This window comes from Hymenobacter sp. IS2118, from assembly GCF_000715495.1.
Taxonomy (GTDB): domain Bacteria; phylum Bacteroidota; class Bacteroidia; order Cytophagales; family Hymenobacteraceae; genus Hymenobacter.
In genome coordinates, this window is sequence record NZ_JNLX01000165.1 from 1 (window position 1) to 21,762 (window position 21,762).

Here is a 21,762-nt window from a genome sequence, read left to right on the forward strand (position 1 = left end):
CAGACTAACCGCACTATGCAAGTTGGTGGCAAATCTGGGTCAGCAGCTCTTCTAAATAGGCATCGTTCCATCCGAGCCGCTTTCGTTTTTTCTTGATGCTGACCCGTGTGGGGTCCTGTTGCAGCAGGTTAAGCGCCATTTTGCGCACGAGGGCCAGGTTTTCCACGGCTTGGGCCTGGCGCAAGCGGTGGGCGTCTTCGCCCAGCGTCACGTCCAGGTGCCAGTGGAGCTTGTTTTCAATGGCCCAGTGGTCGCGCACGGCGGCCGTGGCCTGGGCCGGGGTCAGGCTCGCGCGGCTGCTGAGGTAGTAGCGCACGGCCTGCGACTGGGCCGGTCCGTCGACCGGGTGGCGGGTGGTCGCGACCCGGACCAGGGCGGCCAGCCCCGGCCAACGGCCTTCTTCATCGACCCAGCGCAGGTCGGTTTGGACGCTGACCTGGGTGCAGAGCGGGGTGTTGTGGGAGGCCAGGCTCCAGGATTCGAGCGTCTGCCGAGCGGGCACCTGAGCCAGGGCGCGTTCGGCCTCGGCCAAGAGCGTGGCCTGGTTCTCCTTGAGGGCCAGCAGGTAATCACCGCCTTGCTGGCAAATCTGGGCCGCGATGGCAGGTTGGCAGCTGAGCGCATCGAGGCTGACGAGGCAGCCGCGTACGTCGAGTAGGGCCAGTACGTCGGGGATGGCCGCCAGTTCGTGGCCTTTGCCCGCCGTGGCCACCTGGGCCAGGCTCAGGCCCTGGGCGCTGGCCACGGCCGACACCACGTGCAGCGCCTGCGGGCCGGAGCCGCGCAGGGTCTTACCGTCGATACAAACCTGGCCGAGTTGGTCGGCGGGCAGCACCTGCCGCATCCAGGCCAGAAAGGCCGCGTTGAACGCCGCCGCGTCCAGGTGCTGAAAGACCCGCCGGAAGGTATCGTCGGACGGAATACCGTTGTCCAGCGAGAGGTAGCGCCGAAAGACGGGTTCTTTCTGCTGGCCAAACCAGGCGATTTCCTCAAAATCGTCGGCCCCGCTCAGCACAGCTAGCACGCTGATAACGAGAATGTCTAATAGTTTGTGGCGAAAGTTTTTATTCTGCCGCCGGAAGTCCGGCACGTCGGCTAAGTGGGTGAGTAACGACATCGAACCAAGGGGGTAAGCCGCAAATTTACCCTTGCGCACATAGTGCGGTTAGTCTGGACCAGCAGTAGCTCGGCACCAAGTGGCCAAGTGCCTGCTAAGGGGCGGTACGAGTTTACGAAACCCGTCTACGATTCAAAGTTTACGAAATGGCCAAGGCAGATGGGTTTCGTAAACTTTCCAAAGGGAGCCTGGTCCCCGCCAAAGCACCACGCCAGCCGTGTCCTGAATGGAAGCCGAAAGCGGCGTTTTTCAAGAAGTGTCCGAGAACGAGGGTTGGGTGAAATAAAAAAAATGGCTAGACCGCAACCAACAAGGGATTGAGACTATAGCCCCAATCCCTTGTTGGTTGCGGTCTAGCTGTAAGCCCTTAGGCAGCCAGGTACTCCGTCGTGTCCTGAACCTTGGCGTAGAAAGAGGATAGCGCGGCTAAAAATGCCGTCTGCACGTCGGCGGCTTTCACCTGCGCACCATTTACTTCCAGGTCTCTGGTGGCACAGGCATCCCCGATGACGGTGCATTCAAAGCCCAGGTCGCGGGCGGCGCGGGTGGTGGCATCAATGCACATGTGCGTCATCATGCCCGTAATCACTAAGTCCTTGACCCCGAGCCCTTGCAGATGCGCCAGCAGGTCCGTCTCCCGGAAGCTGTTCGGGTAGTATTTCTGCACTGTTTTTTCGCCGGCTTCCGGTTTCACGTTCGCGTGAATCTCGGCCCCTTCAGTGCCGGGCAGGAAGAACGTCGCGTCGGGAGACACTCCCAGGTGGTGCACGTGGACGATGGGCAGGTTTTCCTCGCGGAATTTGGCCAGCACAAGCTTGACGTTTTCGCTGGCTGGCAAGGGGCCCACGAGCTCCATGGCACCATTGGCAAAATAATCGTTTTGAACGTCGACAATAATCAGGGCTTTGCTCATTTTACTTTTTTGTTAGGGTGAAAATATGCGGTGAATTTACCGGGAGGTGAAAGCCGGATGACGACCAAATGAGGTCGAAGTCCGGCCATTTTGTTAACCCAGCCGCTGAACCGAATCTGCATGCTAAGGCAGGGCTAAGTGACTAAACGTTAGTTATGGACTTAACGGTCCAAAATTAAGCAAAAAAATGTGAACAGACCTGCGCTACCCGTCCAGGTGGGATAGGAGCAGCTGCAGGGAATCGTCGAGCTGCTGCGGGCTATAGCCGGCCCGGGCCATCACCTGTAGCCCCGGAAAGGCCAGCACCAGCAATTTGGCCAGGTCCCGGGCCGGCCGCGGGCTGGTCAGCGCGCCCGCTTGCTGCCCCCGTTCGATGGTGCGCGTCAAGAGGTCCTCCATCAGCTGCAGGTCCTGCACCACGCGTTGGCGCACCTCCGGGTCGTGCGGGGCCAGCTCGACGGCCTGGTTGATGCTCATGCATCCATAAGCGGGTTCGGCGTCGTTCACGCTGGCGAAAAGCTGGTGAAAAAAAGCGTCGATGGCCGGGCGGACGGCTCCCTGTTCCAGCACGTGGTGCGCCGCACGGGCCCGGTCCTGCCGGTAAGTGTCAAACGCGGCAATAAACAGCTCCCGCTTGCCGCCAAACGTGGCGTACAGACTGCTCTTGCTTAGCCCGGTCGCCGCCAGCAAGTCCGTTACGGAAGTGGCCTCATAGCCCTTGCGCCAGAACACGCCCAGGGCCTGACGAAGTGCTTCGGTGGTATCAAATTCCTGGGGACGCGGCATCGAATGGAGGACTTATGAGGCGCAAGTTACAATTAAGAACCGTTCGGTCCAAAATAAAATTCCTGCCCTCGAATAACGCTCGGGTAAGTCGGAGGGCCCGGCACGTTTGCCTTAGTCAGCAGTGGGGATTGGTAAACAAGTACGCTCCCCCCGACTCGGTAGCGCGGGCTTCTACCTTTTGTGCCTCCTGGCTTGCTATGCGATGAAGTAGTTGGTGCGACGGCGTAAGCAACGATACAAACGTTCGTTTTCGCTATCGCGCCTCGCTACGCTTGTAGCACGGTTTTGCCTTGTGAGCACTCCCTAAGCGGCTTGGCTTGGGAGTCGAAGGTTTTGCCCTGCTTGTTTAACGACACGTCAGAAGCAGAAAAGAGCTTAGCGTGTCAATCCGCCCTTTTGAAAGAAGAATCCCGGGTAAGACCCGGAAAACTATTTCGGCTCCCCGCTGCCGGGTGCGGGCGTTGCCGGGGGCGTGGGCAGCCCCGCCGTGAGCCGGCCCAAATCGACGTGTGATTTGGCTGTGTTTTCGTAAACCTCAGTCAGGATTTCCATGAGCGGCTTGGCCAGCTCGGGGCCGTTGCGGGCTACGGCGCTGGTCAGCACGTTGTGGTAAAAGGCGGCAATAGCGTCGCTGTCCCACAAGCTGCTGATGTTGGTGTGCAGGGCTTGCATTTGCGCAAGGGAAGTGTCGATGAGTTTCTGGTCAGCTTCGGTCATGGGTTTTGCTAAAAAAAGCGGCAGGCTTTTCCATACGGATGCCTACCGTTTTCGTGTTCAATTAAACGTGTTTTGAAGTGCTAAAAGCTGCCTCAAATAGCTTTAGGAGACAACGTTTTGGGGTTTGCGCACAATCTCAGTCTCGCCCAGCACTTGCTCCACCCAGCCTTTGCCCCAGTCTTCGAGCTCCTGCGCACTCCAAATCTGGGGGTAGAAAATGCGGCGCTGGAACTTGGGAGGCAGGTAGTTGCGCCAGTTGGTGCCCCCGGTGGCGGCCACGTCGGTGGGGTTGCGCTGCAGGTAGCGCACCGCCGATTTGTAGTGCATCAGCGGCCAGTTCACGTTCACGCTCACGTCGAGCTGGCGCATGGCGCGCAGCAGGCGCGGGTGCTGCTGGTCGGCTGCGGGCAGGCGCTGCACCACGGCCCACACATTGCGCTCGTGGTAAGCTTCGGCGTGGCGCACGAGGTCGGCGGTGTACTTGCGCTCGAACTCGATAAGCGTGAGGGCTTTGGCGCCGCTGTCCTCGATGGTGGCGCCGGCTTTCCAGTAAATGCAGCCCAGCAGCTGGTCGTAGTCGTGGGCCGAGGCTTCGCCCAGGGCCTGCCGCTTGGCCTTGTCGGTGAGGTTTTCGAGGCTGGTGCTCGCGATTTCTATCATGCGGTACTGCACCGACTGAAACCCCGAGGCGGGCATGAGCGCCATGCGGAAATCCAGAAACTGGTCCTTGTCCATGCCATCGACCATGACATCAAACGAGTCGATGAGGTTGTCGAAATAGCGGTTGATGCGACCCAGGCGCAGCACGACTTCGCCGAGCGTGGGCGCGCTCAGGTCCCCGATTTGCTCGTATTCGCAGAGGCAGAGCTTAAAGTACAGCTCCGAAATCTGGTGGTACATGATAAAAATCCGCTCATCGGGCAGGTTCGTGAGCGGCCGCTGCAGCGAGAGCAGCGTGTCGAGCTCGATGTAGTCCCAATAGTTGATGTACTTGGCGTGGTACAGGCCTTCGAGGTAGGCGGCCAGGTCCTGGCCGTCGGGGGCGTAGCGGGCCTGCAGCCGTCGGAGCTGCTCAAATACGGCCGGCGAAAATTCGTCCGGCAAAGGATGGGTGGGCATGGGCGTGGGGTGGGTGGATGGGGGAAATCAGCCTGGGTGGGCCTGGGCAAATATCGTTAAAATAACGAGCCACCCGGCTTGTGGCAGGTGCCGCCGCGCCACCTGGGGCAACTGCTGGGGCAACTGATTAAGCCCCGGCCGCATCTTTGCCGGGAATCCGGTCCCGAAAGCCCGTCGACCACCCGCCCATTGTGGCTGGGCGGCAATATTTGGGGCGTGGTAGGGGCTGGTATGGCGCCAATCCGCTACTTTTAGGCCCATAACACCACGTATGGCGCAAGTTGATGGCCGAAAAATCCAGTATTTTTGATATGATTGGGCCCGTGATGATAGGGCCCAGCTCGTCGCATACGGCCGGGGTAGTGCGCATTGCCCGGGCGGCCATCCGCATGCTGGGCAGTATTCCCACCGAGGCCGTCGTCACGTTTTACAACTCTTTTGCCCGCACCTACGAAGGCCACGGCTCCGACCGCGCCATTGTGGCGGGCCTGTTGGGCTACGCCCCCGACGACACCCGCATTCGTACCGCGTTCGACCATGCGGCCGAAGCCGGCCTGAACTACACGTTTCAGAGCGTGGGCAACGCCTCCACCATGCACCCGAATACCATTAAGCTGAGCCTGCACGACAGCGGCACCGGGCACCGTGTGGAGATAGTGGGGCAGAGCCGGGGCGGTGGCGTTATCCGCATTGTGGAAGTGGATGGGTTTCCCTCCGATTTTTCCGGCTCGCTGCACACGCTTATTATCGATGCCAACGACGTGCCCGGCTCCATTGCTTTCATCGCCTCGGTTATCGCGCACGACCAGTGCAACATCGCCACCATGTTTGTGAGCCGCAAGGGCCGCAACGACGCCGCCCGGCAGTTCATCGAAATGGACAGCCCCATCAAGGAAATAACGCTGGCTTATTTGCGTCAGCTCAGCTGGGTACAGCGCATCACCTACATTCCCACCCTCGAATAATGACGCCCGCAAATCCTGTTCGGGTTATTTTCGCCTCTTCCAAGCACTATTTTTCTGCAAGATGAAACGAAGGACTATGCCACTTTTTGAAGCCCGGCCATTGGCTTTGGCGGGGTTTGTGGGGGTGCTGCTGGCGCTTGCCCCCGCCGCAAATGCCCAAAATTCAGCGGTTCCTCCAGTGCCGCCGGCGGCGCAGCTGGGGCGGCCCCAACTGCCCGTCACCGGCCCCTGGACCCTGCAGCGCGCCGTGGACTACGCCCTGCAAAACAACCTGACCGTGCGCCAGAGCGAGCTCACGGCCCAGCAGCAGGAAGCCATTCAGCGCCTGAACCGGGCCGCGCTGCTGCCCACCGCCGGCCTGAATGGCACCCAGGGCTTCAACTTCGGTACCAACCGCGACCCCTTCACCAACCAGTTTCAGCAGCTGAACGTGCGGACCAACAACTTCAGCGCTACCGCGCAGCTGACGTTGTTTTCCGGGTTTCAGCTGCGCAACACGGTGAAGCAGGGGGTGCTGGATGCCCAGGCCGCGCGCATTGATATTGCCAAGGCGCGCAACGACTTATCGCTGAACGTGGCCTCTTCCTTTCTGCAGCTGCTGCTGGCCCAGGAGCTCATCCGGGCTTCGGAGGCGCGTCTCGGGACGGTGCGCGCCCAGGTAACGCAAAGCGAAAAGCTGCTCAAGGCCGGGGCCGTGGCCGAAGGCAACCTGCTCGATAGCCGTGCCCAGCTGGCCGGCGAAGAACGTACGCTCGTGACCGCCCAGAACCAGCGCGACCTGGCCCAGCTCACGCTGGTGCAGCTGCTGAACCTGGACCCGGCCACGGCCACGCAGTTCCAGGTGGACGTGCCCGCCCTCGCCGACCCCACGGCTTACACCACCTCGCCCGACGGGCTGGACCCCAACGCCACCTACGAGCTGGCCCGCCAGAACCAGCCCGACGTGCAGGCGGCCGATTTGCGCGTGGAAAGCGCCCGTCGGGGCATCGACATTGCCCGCGGCGCCTATTATCCCCGCCTCACGGTGGCTGGCGGCGTGCAAACCGGTTTTTCATCGGTGCGCACCCAGTTTCAGCGCACCCAGGGTGAGCCGGTAGAAGTGCCCGTACTTCAGCGCGACCCGGCCGCGCCGGGCGGCTACTCGCCGTCGCCGTTCGTGCTGCTGAGCCCTCAGTTTAATACCCAAACATTGCCCTACAATTTTTTTGACCAGTTGGGCGACAACCGGGGTGAGTTTGTCCAGTTTAGCCTCAACATCCCCATCCTCAACGGCTTGCAAAGCCGGGTGGGGGTGCAGCGGGCTCAGGTGAATGTGCAGCAAGCTGAGCTGCGCTCCGAGCAAACGCGCCTGCAGCTGCGCCAGACCATTCAGCAGAGCTTCGCTGACGCGCTGGCGGCCCAGCGCCGTTTCACGGCCAGCTCCCGGCAGGTCGACGCCCTGCAGCTGGCTTTCCGCAACGCCGAAATCCGTTTCAATAACGGCTTGCTTAACGGCACCGATTTCAACATTGCCCGCAACAACCTCACGGCCGCCGAATCGGACATGATTCAGGCCAAGTATGAATTCTTCTTTCGCCGCAAGGTGCTCGAATTCTACCAGGGTAAGCCACTGGCTTTGTAAGTGTTAAGTCAATAGCTACTCGCCCATTCCAATAATATCTTCATAAGCCAATGGTTATTGGCTAACTGCAAAAAAATGAAAAACAACCGTATACTCTACATTCTCGTGGGCGTGTTGGTGGTCGCACTCGCGGCGTACACCGTGGCCAAAAAACAGGGGTGGGTGGGCAAGCCTACCGGGGTGGAAGTGCTGGTGTCCAAAGCCGGCCCCGTCACTATTGTTGAAAAGGTGAGCGCCTCGGGCAAGTTGCAGCCCGTAACGGAGGTGAAAATCTCGCCCGATGTTTCCGGTGAAATCATTCAGCTGTACGTGCAGGAAGGCGACTCGGTGCTCAAGGGCCAATTGTTGCTGCGCATCCGGCCGGATAACTACCAGGCGCAGGTGGCCGTGCAAAATGCCCAGGTGGGTACCCAGCGCGCCAACGTGGGCCAGGCCCAGGCCCGCTTGCAACAGTTGCTGGCTTCGGCCAAGCAAACCGAGCTTTCGTACCGCCGCAATGCCTCGTTGTTCAAGCAAAAGGTGATTTCGCAGGCCGATTACGAAGCCAGTCAGGCGGCCTACAACGCCTCGCAGGAGGAAATTAACAGCGCCCGCCAGTCCATCCGGGCTTCGCAAAGCACCGTGAACGCAGCCTCGGCCTCGCTGGACGAAGCCCGCCGCAACCTCGACAAAACCACGATTTACGCCCCCGTTAGCGGTACCATTAGCAAGCTTAATGTGAAGAAGGGTGAGCGGGTAGTGGGTACCAGCCAGATGGCCGGCACCGAGCTGATGCGCATCGCCAACCTCAACAACATGGAGGTGCGGGTGAACGTGAACGAGAATGACGTGAACAACGTGAACATCGGCGACTCGGTGGACGTGGACGTGGACGCGTACAGTAGCCGGGGCGAAAAATTCAAGGGCCTGGTGACCAACATCGCCAACACCGCCAAAGACGCGCTGACGGCCGAGGCCGTGACGGAATTTGAAGTGCGCATCCAGATGCTGCCCGAGAGCTACCGCCACCTGCAGCGCGTGGTAGGCGGCAAAACCATCGTGCCCTTCCGGCCCGGCATGACGGCTTCGGTCGACATTGTGACGGACCGTAAAAGTGGCGCCTTGAGCGTGCCACTGGCCGCCGTAACCACCCGTTCGGACTCGGCGGCGGTGAAAGCCGGCGAGGGTAAAGACAACGAGCAGAACGGCCGTGCCGCGGTGGCCGGCGCGCCCAAGCCCGAGATTCAGGAAGTGGTGTTTGTGGTGAAAGATGGCAAGGCGGTGCTTACGCCCGTAAAAACCGGTATCAGCGACTTCCAGAGCATTGAAATTCTGAGCGGTGTGCCCGCCGGCGCACAGGTGGTGAGCGGCCCCTTCCGGGCCGTGGCCAAAACCCTGAAGGACGGGGCCCTGGTGGATATCAAGGACGCCAAGAGTCTCAACAAGGAAGCCCTTAAAGAAGAGCCCGAGACGGATAACTAGCGCCCGTTGCGTTGCAATTGAACGTCGTGCGCATTGGCCGGGGCTACGCTGTGGTACTAGTAAGGTTTACTATTGCAGCAGCGTGGGGCCGGCCAATTTTGCAGGGTGTTCCTGGCTGCTGAGCAAAGCAGCGGTGCCAAAGTAAACGCACCTTGAATGACTTGCAACCAAGTCACAATCATAACTAAAGCTTGCGCCTTGTAGCGTAACGCTTATGGCTCACCACCCAACTGATAAGCCCCACTGATTTGGAAAAAATAGCCATGTTGGGCGGCGGCTCCTGGGCCACCGCTCTCACCAAAATCCTCAGCGAAAATGGCGCCCGCGTCGACTGGTGGCTGCGTTCAAAAGACGACGTGCAGCACCTGCTGCGCACCCGCCACAACCCGCGCTATCTGTCGGCTGTGCAGTTCGACCTGAACCGGGTGTACCCGACCACCGACCTGGCCGATGCCGTGGAAGAAGCCGACTGGCTGGTGCTGGCTGTGCCCGCCGCCTACGTGCAGCCCGTGCTCGACAAGCTGGACCGTGACGCGCTGAAGCATAAGCGCGTGGTTTCGGCCATTAAGGGCATGATTCCGGGCAAAAATCAGCTGGTGACGGATTACGTGGCCGAGCGTTTCCGGCTGGGTCGTCAGCAGCTGGGCGTCGTTGCCGGGCCTTGCCACGCCGAGGAAGTGGCCCTGGAGAAGCAGAGCTACCTAACCATCGGTTCGCCGGATGCGGCGCTGGCCCAGGAGTTTTGCGAGCTGTTGCGCAACCGCTACGTGCGCGCCTATCCGGCTTCCGACCTCGACGGCATTGAGTACTGCGCCGTGATGAAAAACATCATTGCCCTGACCGGCGGCATCGCCCACGGCCTGGGCTACGGCGACAACTTTCTGGCCGTGCTGGTGAGCAATGCGGTGCAGGAAATCCGCCGGTTTTTGCAGGCCATCAACCCGCACCCGCGCGACCTCTCGGCCTCCGCCTACCTCGGCGACTTGCTGGTGACGGCCTACTCGCAGTTTTCGCGCAACCGCACGTTTGGCGGCATGGTGGGCCGCGGCTACTCCGTGAAATCGGCCCAGCTCGAAATGAACATGGTGGCCGAAGGCTACTTCGCCGTGAAAAGCATCTACGAACTGAATAAAAAGCTGAAAGTGCACATGCCCATCACCACCGCTGCCTACCGCGTGCTCTACGAAAAGGTGGCGCCCGCCGTGGAAATGGAATTGCTAAAGGACCAGCTGCGCTAGTTTGCCATGAAAGTCGTCGGCTTTACCTTCGTTCGCAACGCCATCACCTACGATTATCCGGTGGTGGAAAGCATCAATTCCCTGCTGCCGCTCTGCGACGAAGTGGTGGTGGCCGTTGGCAATTCCGCCGACGATACGCTGGGGTTAATCCGCAGCATCGCGTCGCCCAAAATCCGCATCATCGAAACCGTGTGGGACGACTCACTGCGCGAGGGCGGGCGGGTGCTGGCGGTAGAAACTGATAAGGCCCTGGCGGCCGTGCCCGCCGATGCCGACTGGGCCATTTACCTGCAGGCCGACGAGGTGCTGCACGAGGCCGACTACCCGGCCATCCGGGCTGGCATGGCCCGCTGGCAGCACGAGCAGGCGGTGCAGGGCCTGCTGCTCAACTACCGGCATTTTTACGGCTCGTACGACTACGTGGGGGATTCCTACCGTTGGTACCGGCGCGAAATCCGCATTGTGCGGCCCGGTATCGGCGTGGCCTCGTACCGCGACGCGCAGGGCTTCCGGCTGGCGGATAATGCCAAGCTGCGGGTGCGGCTACTCGATGCCACCGTGCACCACTACGGCTGGGTGAAAACGCCCGCCGCCATGCAGCGCAAGCAGGAAACCTTCAACAAGTTCTGGCATACGGACGAGTGGGTGGCCCAGAACGTGGTGCCCGCCGACGAGTTCGACTACAGCCAGGTCGATTCGCTGGTGCGCTTTGGCGGTGCGCACCCGCAGGTGATGCTGCCGCGCATTGCCGAACAAAACTGGCGCTACGAGCACGACATGAGCCGCAACCACTACCGCCCCAAAGACCAGCTCAAGCGCTGGCTGGAGCAGCTCACGGGCTACCGCCTGGGCGAATACCGCAACTATATACTTCTGTAATCCCTGGTCAACCGCCAGGCAACGCGATGCTCAACTGGCTTCCTCTGGCCCTGCTCACGGCCCTGTGCCTGGCCCTCTATAATTTCTTTATCAAGTTGGCGGCCAACCACGTTCCGGCGGCCGTGGGCGCCGTGGTGTTGCAGCTGGTGGCGGCGGGGCTGGGAGCCATCTGGCTGGTGAAGCTAAAGCTGCAGGGCGAGCCGCTGACCATTACTGGCAAGGGGCTGATGCTGTCGGCATTGGCAGGTTTGGGGGTTGGCCTGGCTGAAATCCTAACCTTTGTGGTCTTTCAGCGCGGCGTTGATTCCTCGGTGGGCACGCCCGTTATCGTGGGCGGTTCGGTGTTGCTGACGGCCGTACTGGGCGTGCTGGTGCTGCGCGAAGGCTTGTCGATGCCCCAGGCGGGCGGGCTGGTCCTGATTGTGGTGGGCATCGCCTTGCTGGCGCGGGGGCATTAGGTGGTGAGCCATAAGCTTTAAGCGACGGGCTGCAGGCTTTGATTATCAACAGGACTTACGCACTCAGTTGCTGGCGCGCGTCTCTGACGCGTGGCTTGCTGGCTTGGCGTTTCCAAACGCCGCCGTTCGCACCGTCTGGTCTCGTTGGCCGCGCGCGTCAGAGACGCGAAACCAGTGGGCAACGCGTCGGAGACGCGCGCCAGCAACTGAGTGCGTAAGTCCTAATCAATTCAGATGGTACCCTTAGTGCCGCCAGGCTTTGGTTTGCAAGGAATACCTTTGGGGAACCCGATAGATTTCCACTTCCCGGTTTTGATAAGCGGGCGGAAAATTAAACTCGGGCTGAAAGAACCCGCGCTTTTTGGGGAAAGCCACCACGTAGGCGTAGCGGGTGGTACCGTGCTGGTCGTTATCAATGTGCCAGGCGCGCTGCCGCATCTCGGAATGCGCGTAAAAGCGAAAAAACAAGTTGTGGGTGGGTTCCGGAATCAGGACTGGGCCGGGGGCCTGCGTGGCCAGCCATTGGAGCCCGGCGTGGTAGGCTGCATTGGTGCCCCGCGCCGCCGGATTTACCCGAATGACTGAATAAGCCTGATAGCTTACAAACAGCCCGATGCAAGCGGTAATGCCCCATCGCAACCGGCCGCTGGGCCAGCGCCAGCGCAGCCATTCCATCACCAGGGCCACGAGAATGAAGGAGAAAAATGCCTTGTACAAGAGCACGCGCTCGGGCGGAAAAACCCGCTGCGCCAGAATAAGCGCGTAGGGCAGCCCGGCAAACCACAGCGCCGGTACGCCCACGCGTCCCAGCTGTAGCGTGAGCCCGGCGGGCAGCCGGCCGCCCCGCGCCGCCAGGAGCAGCCAGGCCACCGCCCCGAGCATTGGCACCGCGATAAACGCCCCCAGTGTGCGCTGTCCCGCCATAAAGCCCTCGTTGAACCAGACGTAAGCGGGCAGGCCGGTCCAGAATCTGGCGGCCGGCAGCGCCGATACGTACCCGTTTCCCACCAGCTTGTTCAGGCCCGAAACGAAAATCAGCGGGCTGTAAAGTATCAGCACTCCCGCTCCAATCAGTCCGCCGGCCGCCGCGATAGGTAGTAGCTGGCGCCAGTTGCGGCGCCGCAACGCCGCCACCCCAAGCCAGGAAAAAGCGGAAGCCAGCACGTACGCAAACGGCGGAACTGTGTAGCCGCCCAGTACCCCGGCCAGCACGAGGGCCGCCCAGGCTGCCCGTTGCCGGCCCCGCTGCTCCACCAAAATCAGGGTGCTGAAAAAGACGATGCCCGCCAGCAATATCATCAGCCAGTAGCCGCGGCCCACTCCGGCGTGGTACAAACTCAGCTGCAGGCAGCTAAACAGGCCCGTGGCAATGCCCGCCACCCGAAACCCGGCGAGCCGCAGCAGCCCCAAAAACAGAAAAACAGTGGCCCCGGTGCTAATGAGCAGCACGGGCAGCCGCATGGTCCACCAAAAGCCGGGATGTAGCTGGTAGAACGCCACACTGATGGTGTTGGAAAATACGTGGTTGTTGGGAATGGGATAGTAGGCAGTGGTGGCCAGCAGCCCTTTGCTCACGAACACCTCGTAGGAAACGGCATCGTCGTACTCCGGATTATAAAGGCTGAAATAGAGCCGCAGCCCGGTGAGCAGCGCCAGCGCTCCCCAGGCCAGTTGCAGCTGGATTTTAGTCAGGTTACTAAAGCCGGCGAGCAGGGCGGCGGCGGAAAGAATTAGCTCCTTACCTAATGCCCGGAGCTCCGCCCGGTAGGCGCGCAAGCCGCAAAGCCCGCCAAAGAGGCCCGCCGACAGCACTGCTCCCCAGGCAAGTGACCGGCCAAAAGCTGCGTATTCGGTGGCACTGAACCGGCGAATGGGCTCGCCATAAAACGGAAAAATCGCATCTAGCGCCTGCGTTTCGGCCCAGGTCGCGGAGCCCAGCACCAGCGCCGAATAAGCTGTGCACAATGCCAGCAGCCCCAGCCCCAGGAGCCAGAAAAAGCGCGCAGATAGTAGCATCTACTCGGGCTTTGGCAGCGCGCCCATTTTGTCCAGCTCTTCCCACACGCGGTGCGTGGGCAGGCCCATCACGGTGAAGTAGGAGCCTTCGAGCCGGGTGATGCCCACCATGCCCAGCCAGTCCTGCGCCCCGTAGGCGCCCGCCTTGTCGAAGGGCTTGGCGGTGGCTATATAATGGGCGATTTCGGCAGGGGAGAGGGGGCGGAAATGCACGGTGGTCTGGTCCGAAAAAACCACCTCGCGGCCGTCGCCGCCGCGCAGGCATACGGCCGTGAACACGTCGTGGGCGCGGCCCTGCAGGCGCGTGAGCATGGCGGTGGCTTCGGCCACGTCGGCCGGCTTGTTCAGCACGTCCTCGCCGAGGCAGACAATGGTGTCGGCGGTCAGTACGACTTCGTTGGGTGCCAGGCTGGCGGCGTAGGCGGCGGCTTTGTGGGCGGCCAGGTACTCGGCTACTTCGGCGCGGCGCAGGTGGTCGGGGTACGTTTCCTCGATTTCCACCAGGCGGATTTCGTAGGCCAGGCCCATGTCAGCGAGCAGCTGGCGGCGGCGTGGGGAGTTGGAGGCTAAGATTAATTTCACGAAAGAATACCCTGAAAATGGTGCGCGAATAAGTTGCCGTCTTCCTCATCGGCAATGCTGCTGAAGAGGAAGCCCCCAATCGTTTTGGGGTAGAAAAAGGTCGATTTGGCCGGCATCACGGCCCCGGAATGGCACACGGCTTCCACTTCGGCCATGCTTACTTCGTTCACAATGAAAGCGGCGCGAGCCTCGCCCCGGTCCACCCGTTGCAGGCACTCCGCGAAATTGCGCACGTAAGCCACTCCCGTCCAGGCGCGCTGGGCATCGGGGCCCACCAATCCCAGCGCTTTTTCCAGCACGAAGAAGTGCAGTACCGTCAAATCAAGCTGCTTTACTTCTTCGGTAGTGTCCCAATTCAGCAGGGCGTGCGCCTCGGGCCGCAGCCTGATTTTGTAGGCCTGCCCGCCGAGGTACACGCCGAAAGCCCACTTTTTGCCCGCGATAATTTCGGGTAAGTCGTTGGCGTTTTCTTTGGGTAAAACGGTGAAGTAGGGCGCCAGGCGGGCCAGCAGCTCGGCATCGCTCAAGTGGCCGGGTAGCTCCAGCAGCAGCCGGTGCGTGGCCAGAATGCGCAGGTCGTCGGCGGCCGCGTTGGTCAGGTACATCAGGTGGTAGTTCCAGGGTTCGCGGCCGGTAGCGTCGGGGGTGGCCGCCTGCCGGGCGTGGCGGTAGGCCAGCGAGCCTTCGTAGCGGTGGTGTCCATCGGCCAGAATCACCTGGCGGGCGGCCATTATTTCCTGAAACCGGTTAATAATGGCGGCGTCCTGAATCACGGCCAGCACGTCGCGGGCGCCCTGGTAATCCTCCTCGGTTTCAAGCAATGGCGCGCGCATGGCTTCGTCCATGTACCGCTCCAGCTCAAACTCCTCGTCGCGGTATAGGCCGTGGGTGGCACTGGTCTGGAACTGCGTGCGGGCCAGGAGCGCGGCGCGGTCGCTTACGGCGCCGGGTAAGGTGTTTTCGTGCCGCAGAACCACATTTTCGGCCCATTCGTAGGCGCGGATGTGGCACATGAAACCCTTGCGGCAATACTCCCGCGGGCTGCCGGGCAGCCGGAAGTACTGGTAGTAAACGTAAAGGCCGGGCAGCTCATCCTGGCGCAAAATGCCGGCCGCCTGCCACTCGCGCAGGCGAACCAGGGCCGCCGCGGACGGGTCGTCGGACCGGGGCACCGAGAGGTGAATGGAGTTGAGCGGGTTTTGGTACAGCGCGTCCCGCTGCTTCGTCGACACGACGTCGAAAAGCGGCGAAACATACGCGTCAATATCGGCGCTCAGCGTTGGGTTGTAGCGCCAGCCGCGCAGGGGTTGAATTTCAGCCAAACTGGTAAGGAATGAATCGAATTTGAGGTTTAAGCAGTGGTGCAAAATCAAACGCACATTGAACCGCTTGCAACCGATTGAAAGCTTGCAGCTAAAATTTTGCGGCTTGTAGCTGCTAGGGCGCCAGGCGGCTGCGCTGCCAGGTGGTGCCGGTCAGCTCGTACACGATGCGGTCGTGCAGGCGGCTGGGGCGGCCTTGCCAGAACTCTATGCGGTGGGGCCGCAGCAGGTAGCCGCCCCAGTGTTCCGGGCGGGGCAGGGGGTTCTGCGCTCCAAATTGGTCGGCTACCTCCGCTTCGCGCGTTTCCAGCACTTCCCGGTTGGCAATTACCTGGCTTTGGGGGGAGGCCCAGGCACCAATCTGGCTGCTGCGCGGCCGGCTCTGGAAATATTCAGTCGACATTGCCTCGGGGGCTTTCTCAACCCGGCCTTCCACGCGCACCTGCCGCTCCAGTCCCGGCCAAAAGAAGTTGAGGGCGGCCAGTGGCGCCTCGGCCAGCTCCTGGCCCTTGCGCGACTCGTAGTTGGTGTAAAACAGAAAGCTGCACTCCTCGGGCAAGCCCTTGAGCAGTACCACCCGGGACGAGGGCTGGCCGTTTGGTCCCACTGTGCTCAGCGTCAGGGCTGTGGGTTCATCGAGTTGGGCGGCCAAGGCTTCGTCGAGCCACACCCGAAACTGTTGCACGGCATCGGGCAGCACGTCGGCTTCGGCCAGCGTGCGTTGGGCGTAGGTCTTGCGAAGGTCGGCGAGTTGCGGGTCAATCATGCGACGGTTGAGGAGGGGGTATTTATTATAAGTAGGCTGTGCTTAGCGAAATTCTTACCGGTTTAAGAACGAAACGCCAACATTCTGATTCATCAAATGCTTAACGAATAAGTTCTTGACCTGAATTAAACGCATGCTAGTTCACGTTCAACAAACTGCGAACAAAAAAGCGGGCAGCTAAAAGCTATTGGTTTATTACTTAGGACGCCTGCTTGAGGCGGTGAGCAGCGCGCCTTTCGGGGCGCAAGTTACTAACAACCGGGAAGCCGTTTGGACTGCCCTTCGCCCGCTAAATCGTCGTATACCAGTCGTTGTTTCGCCCTTTTCTTTTGTTCCCTGACTATTATGCGACCCGGCACGCTTCTTATCTCGCAACCTTTCCTCGGCGACCCTAACTTCGAGCGCAGCGTTGTTATGCTGTGCCGCGATGAGCCCGAAGACGGGTCTTTTGGGTTGGTGCTCAACCGCCTGACTGCCCTCACGCTTGGCGATGTGCTGGAGCTGCCGCCACTAGGAGTCGCTGCTGCCATGCTGCCCATTTATGTTGGTGGGCCGGTTGAGCCCAACACCCTGCACTACCTGCACCGCCAGCCCGACCTGCCGGGTGCTTCGGCCCTGGGGCAAGAGGTGTACTGGGGCGGCGACTTTGAACACTTGCTGGGCTTGGTCGGGAACGGCGCGGTTGATGCCGCCAGCGTGCGACTTTTTGCCGGCTATTCGGGCTGGTCGGCGGGCCAGCTGGCGGGCGAAATCAAGGAGCGGAGTTGGATACGGCACCCGGCAAGCGCGGGGAAAGTGTTTACTTTGTCGTCTGATGCGTTTTGGCGTGAGATTCTTCGGGAGAAAGGCGGGCGATACAAAGTGCTGGCCAATTATCCGGTAGACCCCCGTTTGAACTGATTGGGTCTCAAACCGTAGCTTCTGTTTCATTATCATCCTTTTTTTGCTCTCTCCTCTGGTCCAATTTGTCGGGCTGGCCTTTTCGAATTTTTATGGCTGCTGAAGAAAACCCCACTGCCCCGCTTGCTGACGGTTCCAACCCGTCTGCGGAGGACCGCATGACCATCCTGCAACGTCGCCTGGCCGAAATCCAGGGCACTCCCGCGTCCACTGATGCGGCCGTACCTGCTGCCGACGCAGACCAGGGTCAGGTAGAATTGCCCACGCAAGGCACGCCCGAATTGCCCGCCGACCAGCCCCTCGGGGCCGGCACCGCCGAGCCCGTGGCTGAGCCGGCTGTTGCGGCCGCACACGGCGCCTTCGCGCCCGAGCCCGGTACGCCGGAAGCCAGTGCGGCCATCGAGTCCTCGCACCATGTGGCCAATCCTGCTACGGTTGATGGCCACGAAGTATCGGCGTCGCAAGCCCGGGCCTTGGCGCACTATGGTGATGCCTCGCCAGCGGCGGCCGAAAAATCCGTGATTGCTAATCCCGAAGCCTTGCCTGCCGCCGGCCACATCGACACGGCGCATCCGGCGCCCATTGCCGACCCGGAAACCCTTAGCGGCCCTATGGACAGCGGCGTTGCCGAGTCCGGTGCTACCGTGGAAGACCAGGCACCCGAGCTGCCCACCGCCCACATCGGCACGGCCGAGGAGTTGGAAACGGCTCCGGAAGAATTGGCTACGCTGCCAACTTCGGAAGAAACCCCGTTGGATGCCGCGCCCGCCGTGGAAACCCACGAATCGGAAATCCACGAAACCGGGCCCAGCGTATCCGAAGCTGAAATCCCCGATTTTACCGCTCTCGACCTGCCTGCCCAGGCTACCTATCTGGTTGGGTTGTTGCGGGACTCCAACGCTGCGCGAAACCGCAAGCAGATTCAGGACCTGACCCGCCAGTACGAAGCCAATGTGGGCCTGGCCCGCAGTGCGGCCCGCCAGAAGTTTGCCGAGGGTGGCGAAGGCGCCGAAGCTTTCGCTTTTCAGCAGCCCGAAGGCCAGCAGGAGCTTAATAAGGCCTTGCAGGAATTCCGTGAGAGCCGCGCCAAAGACGCCAAAACCGAAGATGCCAGCCGGGGCGACAACCTGAGCAAGAAAAAGCAGCTCCTCGACCAGCTTCGTTTGCTGGTTGAAGCAGCGGAAACCAAGGACAGCTCGGCGAAGCTGAAGGCGCTGCAGGGTGAGTGGAAAGCCACCGGGGCCGTGCCTCAGACCGACAGCCAGGCCATTTGGGATACCTACCACGGTCTGTTGGACATCTATTACAGCAAGCAGGGCCGCTTCCTGGAGATGAAGGACCTGGACCGTCGGCGGAACCTCGAAGCCAAAGAAGTGCTGATAAAGCGGGCCGAAGCTTTGGCGCAGGCAACCGGCATTAATAAAGCCCTCGACGAGCTCACCAAGCTGCACGACGAGTGGAAGCACATCGGCCCAGTGCCCAACGACCAGCGCGAGCCCCTGTGGCAGCGGTTTATTGCGGCTTCCGACGTGCTGCACCAGCGCCGCAAGGAGTTTGTGGACCAGCGCTCGACGGTGGAAAAGGCGAACCTGACCGTGAAGCAGGCGCTGCTGGAACGGGTGCTACCTTTTGCCGCGTTCGATTCGGACCGTGTGAATCTGTGGCGCTCCAAAACCGACGAGCTCCAGGAAATTAAAGTGGAGTGGGAAGCCGCTGGCCTCGTGCCCCGGGCCCAGGCCGATGCCCTGAACAAGCAGTACTGGGCGGCCTATAAAGGCTTCTTCAACCGCAAGAACGAATTCTTTAAGTCGCTCGACAATGAGAAATCGGCCAACGTAAAAGCCAAAATCGCACTAATTGAGCAGGCTGAAGAAGCGGCGAATAACGCCGACGGTGATGCCGCGCGTCAGGTTGTTATCCGGGTGCAGAAGGAGTGGAAGGACGTGGGCCGCGTGCCCGATAAGTTGGCTGATAAGCTCTGGCACCGTTTCCGCGCCGCCTGCGACGCCGTATTTGAGCGCCCCAAGCACGAGGCCCGGCAGCGTGAGGAGAAAGTGCAATTGTCGTCGGTGGAGCAAACCAGCCACCTCGAAAAGATTGCCGAGCAAGTCAATGCCCTCTCCGCCGATAACCCTGGCTCCCTCGAAGGGTTCCGGGGGCTGCTCGCCCGTTGGGGAGCCGAGTTTGACCCCACCGACGTGGGTGCCGGCTCCGGTACTTCCGACCGCAGCGAAGAGCAGCTGCTAAGCCATCTGGGCAAATACCTCGACCAGGTGCCCGGCCTGGCCTATGCCGACCGTACCGAGCTGTTGTTTCAGGCCGAAGTGGCCCGGTTGAAAGCCCGCCCGCAGGCGCAGCAGCAGCTTACGCGCAAGGAAATGGCATTGCGCAAGGAAATCAACGAGTTGGAAAATGACCATTCCACCTTGCAGACCAATCTGGCCTTCTTCGCTCGTTCCAAAAACGCGGCGCAGCTTCGTCAGGAATACGAAGGGCGCATCGCCGAAGGCCAGACGCGCATCGAAATTCTGAAAAAGCAGCTGAAAATGATTCGCAGCTAACATTGGTTCAGAATCAGTAGCTTATCCGTTTCAGAGGAGCCCGACACGAACAGTGTCGGGCTTTTTTGTGATATAAATGGCCGATAAAGCTGGCAAAAACGGTTTGCCTGCGTACTTTTGTGGCACCTCAACGCCTCCTTAGCTCAGCTGGTAGAGCAACTGACTTGTAATCAGTAGGTCGCTGGTTCGATCCCGGCAGGAGGCTCCATGTGAGAAGCAGACCCCAAAAGTCGTCGGGCCGGAAACGGTGGCGAGTTCTGGGGTCTGTTTGGTTTAGCTCCGCTTCGTGATGCGCAAAAATTGGCTGGACGCCTTGCCGCCCGTTCCTTCGTTGTTGCTGGCTTCGTTGAGCGTACAGGCCGGGGCGGCCATGGCCAAAGGGCTTTTCCCGGCCGTTGGCCCGTCGGGCGCTGCCGGCTTGCGCGTCGGTCTGTCGGCCCTTATGCTTTTGGCCGTATTCCGTCCTAGCCTCCGCAACCTGACGGGCCCGCAGTGGCGCGCCATTATTCCGTACGGGGTGGTGCTGGGTGCCATGAACCTGTTCTTTTATCTGGCGCTGGCCCGTGTACCCCTGGGCTTATGCGTGACGCTGGAGTTCATGGGGCCGCTGCTGTTGGCCGTGAGCAGCTCGCGGCGGGTTCTGGACTTTGTGTGGGTGGCGCTGGCCGGCAGCGGCATTGCCCTGATTGCACCCTGGGACGGCCATGGGCTGGATTTGTTGGGTAGCTTTTTTGCCTTGCTGGCGGGGGCATGCTGGGCGGCTTACATTGTGCTGGGCGGGCGAGTTTCCCAACTGATTTCCGGCCCGGCAGTTGTCGCAACTGGTATGCTTTTCGCCACCCTCACCGTATTGCCCGTTACCATTGCCGGGGGCGGATTGGGCCGCCTCACGCCCGCGTTGCTGGTCTCGGGCTTTGCCTTGGCCTTGCTCTCAAGCGCCATCCCATTCACCTTGGAGATGAACGCGCTTCGCAAGCTCTCCAGCCGCACTTTTAGCGTGCTTATGAGCCTGGGACCGGCTATGGCGGCGGTATGTGGGCTGATTTTCCTGCACGAGCAGCTTTCCTTCACGCAATGGCTGGCGGTGGCTTTGGTGGTTATTGCTAGCGCGGGCGCGACGCTTAATGCCCGGAAAGTGCTGCCGGCTATCGAAAATTGAACAATACCCCAGCGCCTGTTTCCCACTTTTTATTAATTCTTCTATGGACTTGATACCGGCCACCGCTCATTTCATCGAGCAGAAATTTGCTGATGAAGGCAGCGGGCACGACTGGGCCCACATCCGACGGGTGTGGCTGATGGCTCGCCGGCTGGCCGCTGCTGCGTCCGAAGCCGACCCGCTGGTGACGGAGCTGGCCGCGCTGCTGCACGACATTGCCGACTGGAAGTTTCACGACGGGGACTACGAGGCCGGGCCGCGTGCTGCCCGCGAGTGGCTGCGCAGTCAGGCCGCGTCCGAAGATGTAATCGCGCGTGTCGAAACTGTGATTCGCGAAGTGTCATTTAAAGGAGCGGGGGTGGCCACGCCCGTTTCTTCAATTGAGGCCGCGTTGGTGCAGGATGCCGACCGGCTGGATGCCATCGGCGCCATTGGCATTGCCCGCGCTTTTGCCTACGGGGGCCACAAGGGCCGGCCGCTGCACGACCCGGCCGTGCCGCCGGTATTGCATGACTCCTTCGCTAGCTACCAAAAGAACGCCGCGCCCACCCTCAACCACTTCTACGAGAAGCTGCTGCATCTCCAGGACCGTCTCAACACCGACGCCGCCCGGCAAGTTGCCGCCAGTCGCCATCGCTACATGGAGGGTTTCGTAGCGCAGTTCCTAGCCGAATGGGAGGGACTGGATTAGCGCAGATTACCTATTTCTTGTGGCCGTGGGCCTTTGGTTACCTTTGTGCCCATGAAGCTGCTCCTCCGTTTGGCCCCCTGCTTGCTGGTGTTTTTTGCCGCAAGCTGTCGTACGTGCCCCATCAATACCTGCCATGTGCGCAAAGTGCACTTGCACAGCGGCGTCAAGTACCGTGGGCAGCCGCTGATTAAAAAGCAAAACCCGTCCATTGGCGAAAAAATTAAAACGCATAATCCCAAGTCGGGCACGCATCCCAGCGACAAGAGTAAGCCGCTGAAGTAAGCAACTCACCGGCGTGCGGTTTGGGAATCTCAAAAAAGGTGCCCCTGGACCGGCGGCCCGACTACGATTTCAGGTCGTTTACGTTGGGAAAGGGGAGCGGTCCAAAAGGGCTATAAAAGGCCGCAGCGCTTGCCGTTGCGGCCTTTTTGTTGTATCTTCGCACATACATAAAGAACCATTCACCCAGCGGCTAAAAGGACCCTGTTTCG

At 60.8% G+C, this 21,762-nt stretch carries 20 protein-coding genes and 1 tRNA gene; 12 read left to right on the forward strand and 9 right to left on the reverse strand.

The window, feature by feature from the left end:
* Positions 1 to 13 precede the first annotated feature (13 nt).
* From GM79_RS16935 to GM79_RS16955, 5 genes are all read right to left on the reverse strand, one after another.
* Positions 14 to 1,117 (reverse strand): ISAs1 family transposase, encoded by a 1,104-nt coding sequence (locus GM79_RS16935; RefSeq protein ID WP_035559885.1) that lies wholly within the window; start codon positions 1,115 to 1,117, stop codon positions 14 to 16.
* Between the two features lie 367 nt (positions 1,118 to 1,484).
* Positions 1,485 to 2,030: a cysteine hydrolase family protein gene (locus tag GM79_RS16940; protein WP_035566236.1), complete on the reverse strand. Its 546-nt coding sequence runs from the start codon at positions 2,028 to 2,030 to the stop codon at positions 1,485 to 1,487.
* Positions 2,031 to 2,234: 204 nt separating this feature from the next.
* Positions 2,235 to 2,816, reverse strand: a complete 582-nt coding sequence (locus GM79_RS16945) for a TetR/AcrR family transcriptional regulator (RefSeq protein ID WP_035566238.1) — start codon at positions 2,814 to 2,816, stop codon at positions 2,235 to 2,237.
* A 429-nt stretch (positions 2,817 to 3,245) separates the two neighbouring features.
* Positions 3,246 to 3,533 carry a hypothetical protein gene (locus GM79_RS16950; protein ID WP_035566240.1) on the reverse strand — a complete coding sequence of 96 codons (288 nt, stop codon included), beginning with the start codon at positions 3,531 to 3,533 and terminating at the stop codon, positions 3,246 to 3,248.
* Positions 3,534 to 3,635: 102 nt separating this feature from the next.
* Positions 3,636 to 4,652, reverse strand: coding sequence for a tryptophan 2,3-dioxygenase family protein (locus GM79_RS16955; RefSeq protein ID WP_035566242.1), 1,017 nt, complete (start codon positions 4,650 to 4,652; stop codon positions 3,636 to 3,638).
* A 284-nt stretch (positions 4,653 to 4,936) separates the two neighbouring features.
* On the opposite strand from GM79_RS16955, the gene sdaAB reads away from it, so the two are divergent.
* The 6 genes from sdaAB (at position 4,937) to GM79_RS16985 (ending at position 11,274) form a co-directional block, all read left to right on the forward strand.
* Positions 4,937 to 5,617, forward strand: a complete 681-nt coding sequence (sdaAB, locus tag GM79_RS16960) for an L-serine ammonia-lyase, iron-sulfur-dependent subunit beta (RefSeq protein WP_035566243.1) — start codon at positions 4,937 to 4,939, stop codon at positions 5,615 to 5,617.
* Positions 5,618 to 5,678: 61 nt separating this feature from the next.
* A complete protein-coding gene (locus GM79_RS16965) occupies positions 5,679 to 7,238 on the forward strand; it encodes a TolC family protein (protein ID WP_081867837.1) in 1,560 nt (519 codons plus the stop codon).
* Positions 7,239 to 7,313: 75 nt separating this feature from the next.
* Positions 7,314 to 8,699, forward strand: coding sequence for an efflux RND transporter periplasmic adaptor subunit (locus tag GM79_RS16970; protein ID WP_035566428.1), 1,386 nt, complete (start codon positions 7,314 to 7,316; stop codon positions 8,697 to 8,699).
* 248 nt (positions 8,700 to 8,947) lie between these two features.
* On the forward strand, positions 8,948 to 9,937 hold the full coding sequence (locus GM79_RS16975; protein WP_081867838.1) for an NAD(P)H-dependent glycerol-3-phosphate dehydrogenase: 990 nt from the start codon (positions 8,948 to 8,950) through the stop codon (positions 9,935 to 9,937).
* 6 nt (positions 9,938 to 9,943) lie between these two features.
* Positions 9,944 to 10,816, forward strand: a complete 873-nt coding sequence (locus GM79_RS16980; RefSeq protein ID WP_035566247.1) for a glycosyl transferase — start codon at positions 9,944 to 9,946, stop codon at positions 10,814 to 10,816.
* A gap of 26 nt (positions 10,817 to 10,842) precedes the next feature.
* Positions 10,843 to 11,274 (forward strand): EamA family transporter, encoded by a 432-nt coding sequence (locus GM79_RS16985; protein WP_035566251.1) that lies wholly within the window; start codon positions 10,843 to 10,845, stop codon positions 11,272 to 11,274.
* A gap of 243 nt (positions 11,275 to 11,517) precedes the next feature.
* Here the strand turns inward: GM79_RS16985 and GM79_RS16990 are convergent, their stop codons facing one another.
* From GM79_RS16990 to pdxH, 4 genes are all read right to left on the reverse strand, one after another.
* Positions 11,518 to 13,290: a hypothetical protein gene (locus GM79_RS16990; protein WP_035566254.1), complete on the reverse strand. Its 1,773-nt coding sequence runs from the start codon at positions 13,288 to 13,290 to the stop codon at positions 11,518 to 11,520.
* Complete coding sequence (locus GM79_RS16995; RefSeq protein ID WP_035566256.1) at positions 13,291 to 13,872, reverse strand: Maf family protein; 582 nt, start codon at positions 13,870 to 13,872, stop codon at positions 13,291 to 13,293.
* Positions 13,869 to 15,194, reverse strand: a complete 1,326-nt coding sequence (locus GM79_RS17000; protein WP_035566430.1) for a DUF1015 domain-containing protein — start codon at positions 15,192 to 15,194, stop codon at positions 13,869 to 13,871. Before GM79_RS17000 ends, GM79_RS16995 begins: the two co-directional genes overlap by 4 nt.
* Before the next feature lie 115 nt (positions 15,195 to 15,309).
* Positions 15,310 to 15,960: a pyridoxamine 5'-phosphate oxidase gene (gene pdxH / locus GM79_RS17005; RefSeq protein WP_035566258.1), complete on the reverse strand. Its 651-nt coding sequence runs from the start codon at positions 15,958 to 15,960 to the stop codon at positions 15,310 to 15,312.
* 345 nt (positions 15,961 to 16,305) lie between these two features.
* Between pdxH and GM79_RS17010 the strand changes: the two genes are divergently transcribed.
* From GM79_RS17010 to GM79_RS17035, 6 genes are all read left to right on the forward strand, one after another.
* The gene (locus tag GM79_RS17010) at positions 16,306 to 16,860 is read left to right on the forward strand and encodes a YqgE/AlgH family protein (RefSeq protein WP_035566261.1); all 555 of its coding nucleotides are present in this window, start codon (positions 16,306 to 16,308) and stop codon (positions 16,858 to 16,860) included.
* A 92-nt stretch (positions 16,861 to 16,952) separates the two neighbouring features.
* Positions 16,953 to 19,421, forward strand: coding sequence for a DUF349 domain-containing protein (locus GM79_RS17015; RefSeq protein WP_051719001.1), 2,469 nt, complete (start codon positions 16,953 to 16,955; stop codon positions 19,419 to 19,421).
* Positions 19,422 to 19,553: 132 nt separating this feature from the next.
* Positions 19,554 to 19,629 (forward strand) — tRNA-Thr (locus GM79_RS17020).
* 81 nt (positions 19,630 to 19,710) lie between these two features.
* The gene (locus GM79_RS17025; protein WP_035566264.1) at positions 19,711 to 20,580 is read left to right on the forward strand and encodes an EamA family transporter; all 870 of its coding nucleotides are present in this window, start codon (positions 19,711 to 19,713) and stop codon (positions 20,578 to 20,580) included.
* Positions 20,581 to 20,623: 43 nt separating this feature from the next.
* Positions 20,624 to 21,271 (forward strand): HD domain-containing protein, encoded by a 648-nt coding sequence (locus tag GM79_RS17030; RefSeq protein ID WP_035566268.1) that lies wholly within the window; start codon positions 20,624 to 20,626, stop codon positions 21,269 to 21,271.
* A gap of 51 nt (positions 21,272 to 21,322) precedes the next feature.
* Complete coding sequence (locus tag GM79_RS17035) at positions 21,323 to 21,553, forward strand: hypothetical protein (protein WP_152560054.1); 231 nt, start codon at positions 21,323 to 21,325, stop codon at positions 21,551 to 21,553.
* Positions 21,554 to 21,762: the final 209 nt, after the last annotated feature.

Excerpts from the sequence above, each read along its gene's own strand:
- GM79_RS16950 (WP_035566240.1), bottom strand. The coding sequence starts at position 3,533 with ATGACCGAAGCTGACCAGAAACTCATCGACACTTCCCTTGCGCAAATG.
- GM79_RS16985 (WP_035566251.1), top strand. The coding sequence starts at position 10,843 with ATGCTCAACTGGCTTCCTCTGGCCCTGCTCACGGCCCTGTGCCTGGCC.
- GM79_RS16955 (WP_035566242.1), bottom strand. The coding sequence starts at position 4,652 with ATGCCCACCCATCCTTTGCCGGACGAATTTTCGCCGGCCGTATTTGAG.
- GM79_RS16990 (WP_035566254.1), bottom strand. The coding sequence starts at position 13,290 with ATGCTACTATCTGCGCGCTTTTTCTGGCTCCTGGGGCTGGGGCTGCTG.
- GM79_RS16940 (WP_035566236.1), bottom strand. The coding sequence starts at position 2,030 with ATGAGCAAAGCCCTGATTATTGTCGACGTTCAAAACGATTATTTTGCC.
- GM79_RS16945 (WP_035566238.1), bottom strand. The coding sequence starts at position 2,816 with ATGCCGCGTCCCCAGGAATTTGATACCACCGAAGCACTTCGTCAGGCC.
- GM79_RS16935 (WP_035559885.1), bottom strand. The coding sequence starts at position 1,117 with ATGTCGTTACTCACCCACTTAGCCGACGTGCCGGACTTCCGGCGGCAG.
- GM79_RS16980 (WP_035566247.1), top strand. The coding sequence starts at position 9,944 with ATGAAAGTCGTCGGCTTTACCTTCGTTCGCAACGCCATCACCTACGAT.
- sdaAB (WP_035566243.1), top strand. The coding sequence starts at position 4,937 with ATGGCCGAAAAATCCAGTATTTTTGATATGATTGGGCCCGTGATGATA.
- pdxH (WP_035566258.1), bottom strand. The coding sequence starts at position 15,960 with ATGATTGACCCGCAACTCGCCGACCTTCGCAAGACCTACGCCCAACGC.
- GM79_RS17025 (WP_035566264.1), top strand. The coding sequence starts at position 19,711 with ATGCGCAAAAATTGGCTGGACGCCTTGCCGCCCGTTCCTTCGTTGTTG.
- GM79_RS16970 (WP_035566428.1), top strand. The coding sequence starts at position 7,314 with ATGAAAAACAACCGTATACTCTACATTCTCGTGGGCGTGTTGGTGGTC.
- GM79_RS17010 (WP_035566261.1), top strand. The coding sequence starts at position 16,306 with ATGCGACCCGGCACGCTTCTTATCTCGCAACCTTTCCTCGGCGACCCT.
- GM79_RS17015 (WP_051719001.1), top strand. The coding sequence starts at position 16,953 with ATGGCTGCTGAAGAAAACCCCACTGCCCCGCTTGCTGACGGTTCCAAC.
- GM79_RS16965 (WP_081867837.1), top strand. The coding sequence starts at position 5,679 with ATGAAACGAAGGACTATGCCACTTTTTGAAGCCCGGCCATTGGCTTTG.
- GM79_RS17030 (WP_035566268.1), top strand. The coding sequence starts at position 20,624 with ATGGACTTGATACCGGCCACCGCTCATTTCATCGAGCAGAAATTTGCT.
- GM79_RS17035 (WP_152560054.1), top strand. The coding sequence starts at position 21,323 with ATGAAGCTGCTCCTCCGTTTGGCCCCCTGCTTGCTGGTGTTTTTTGCC.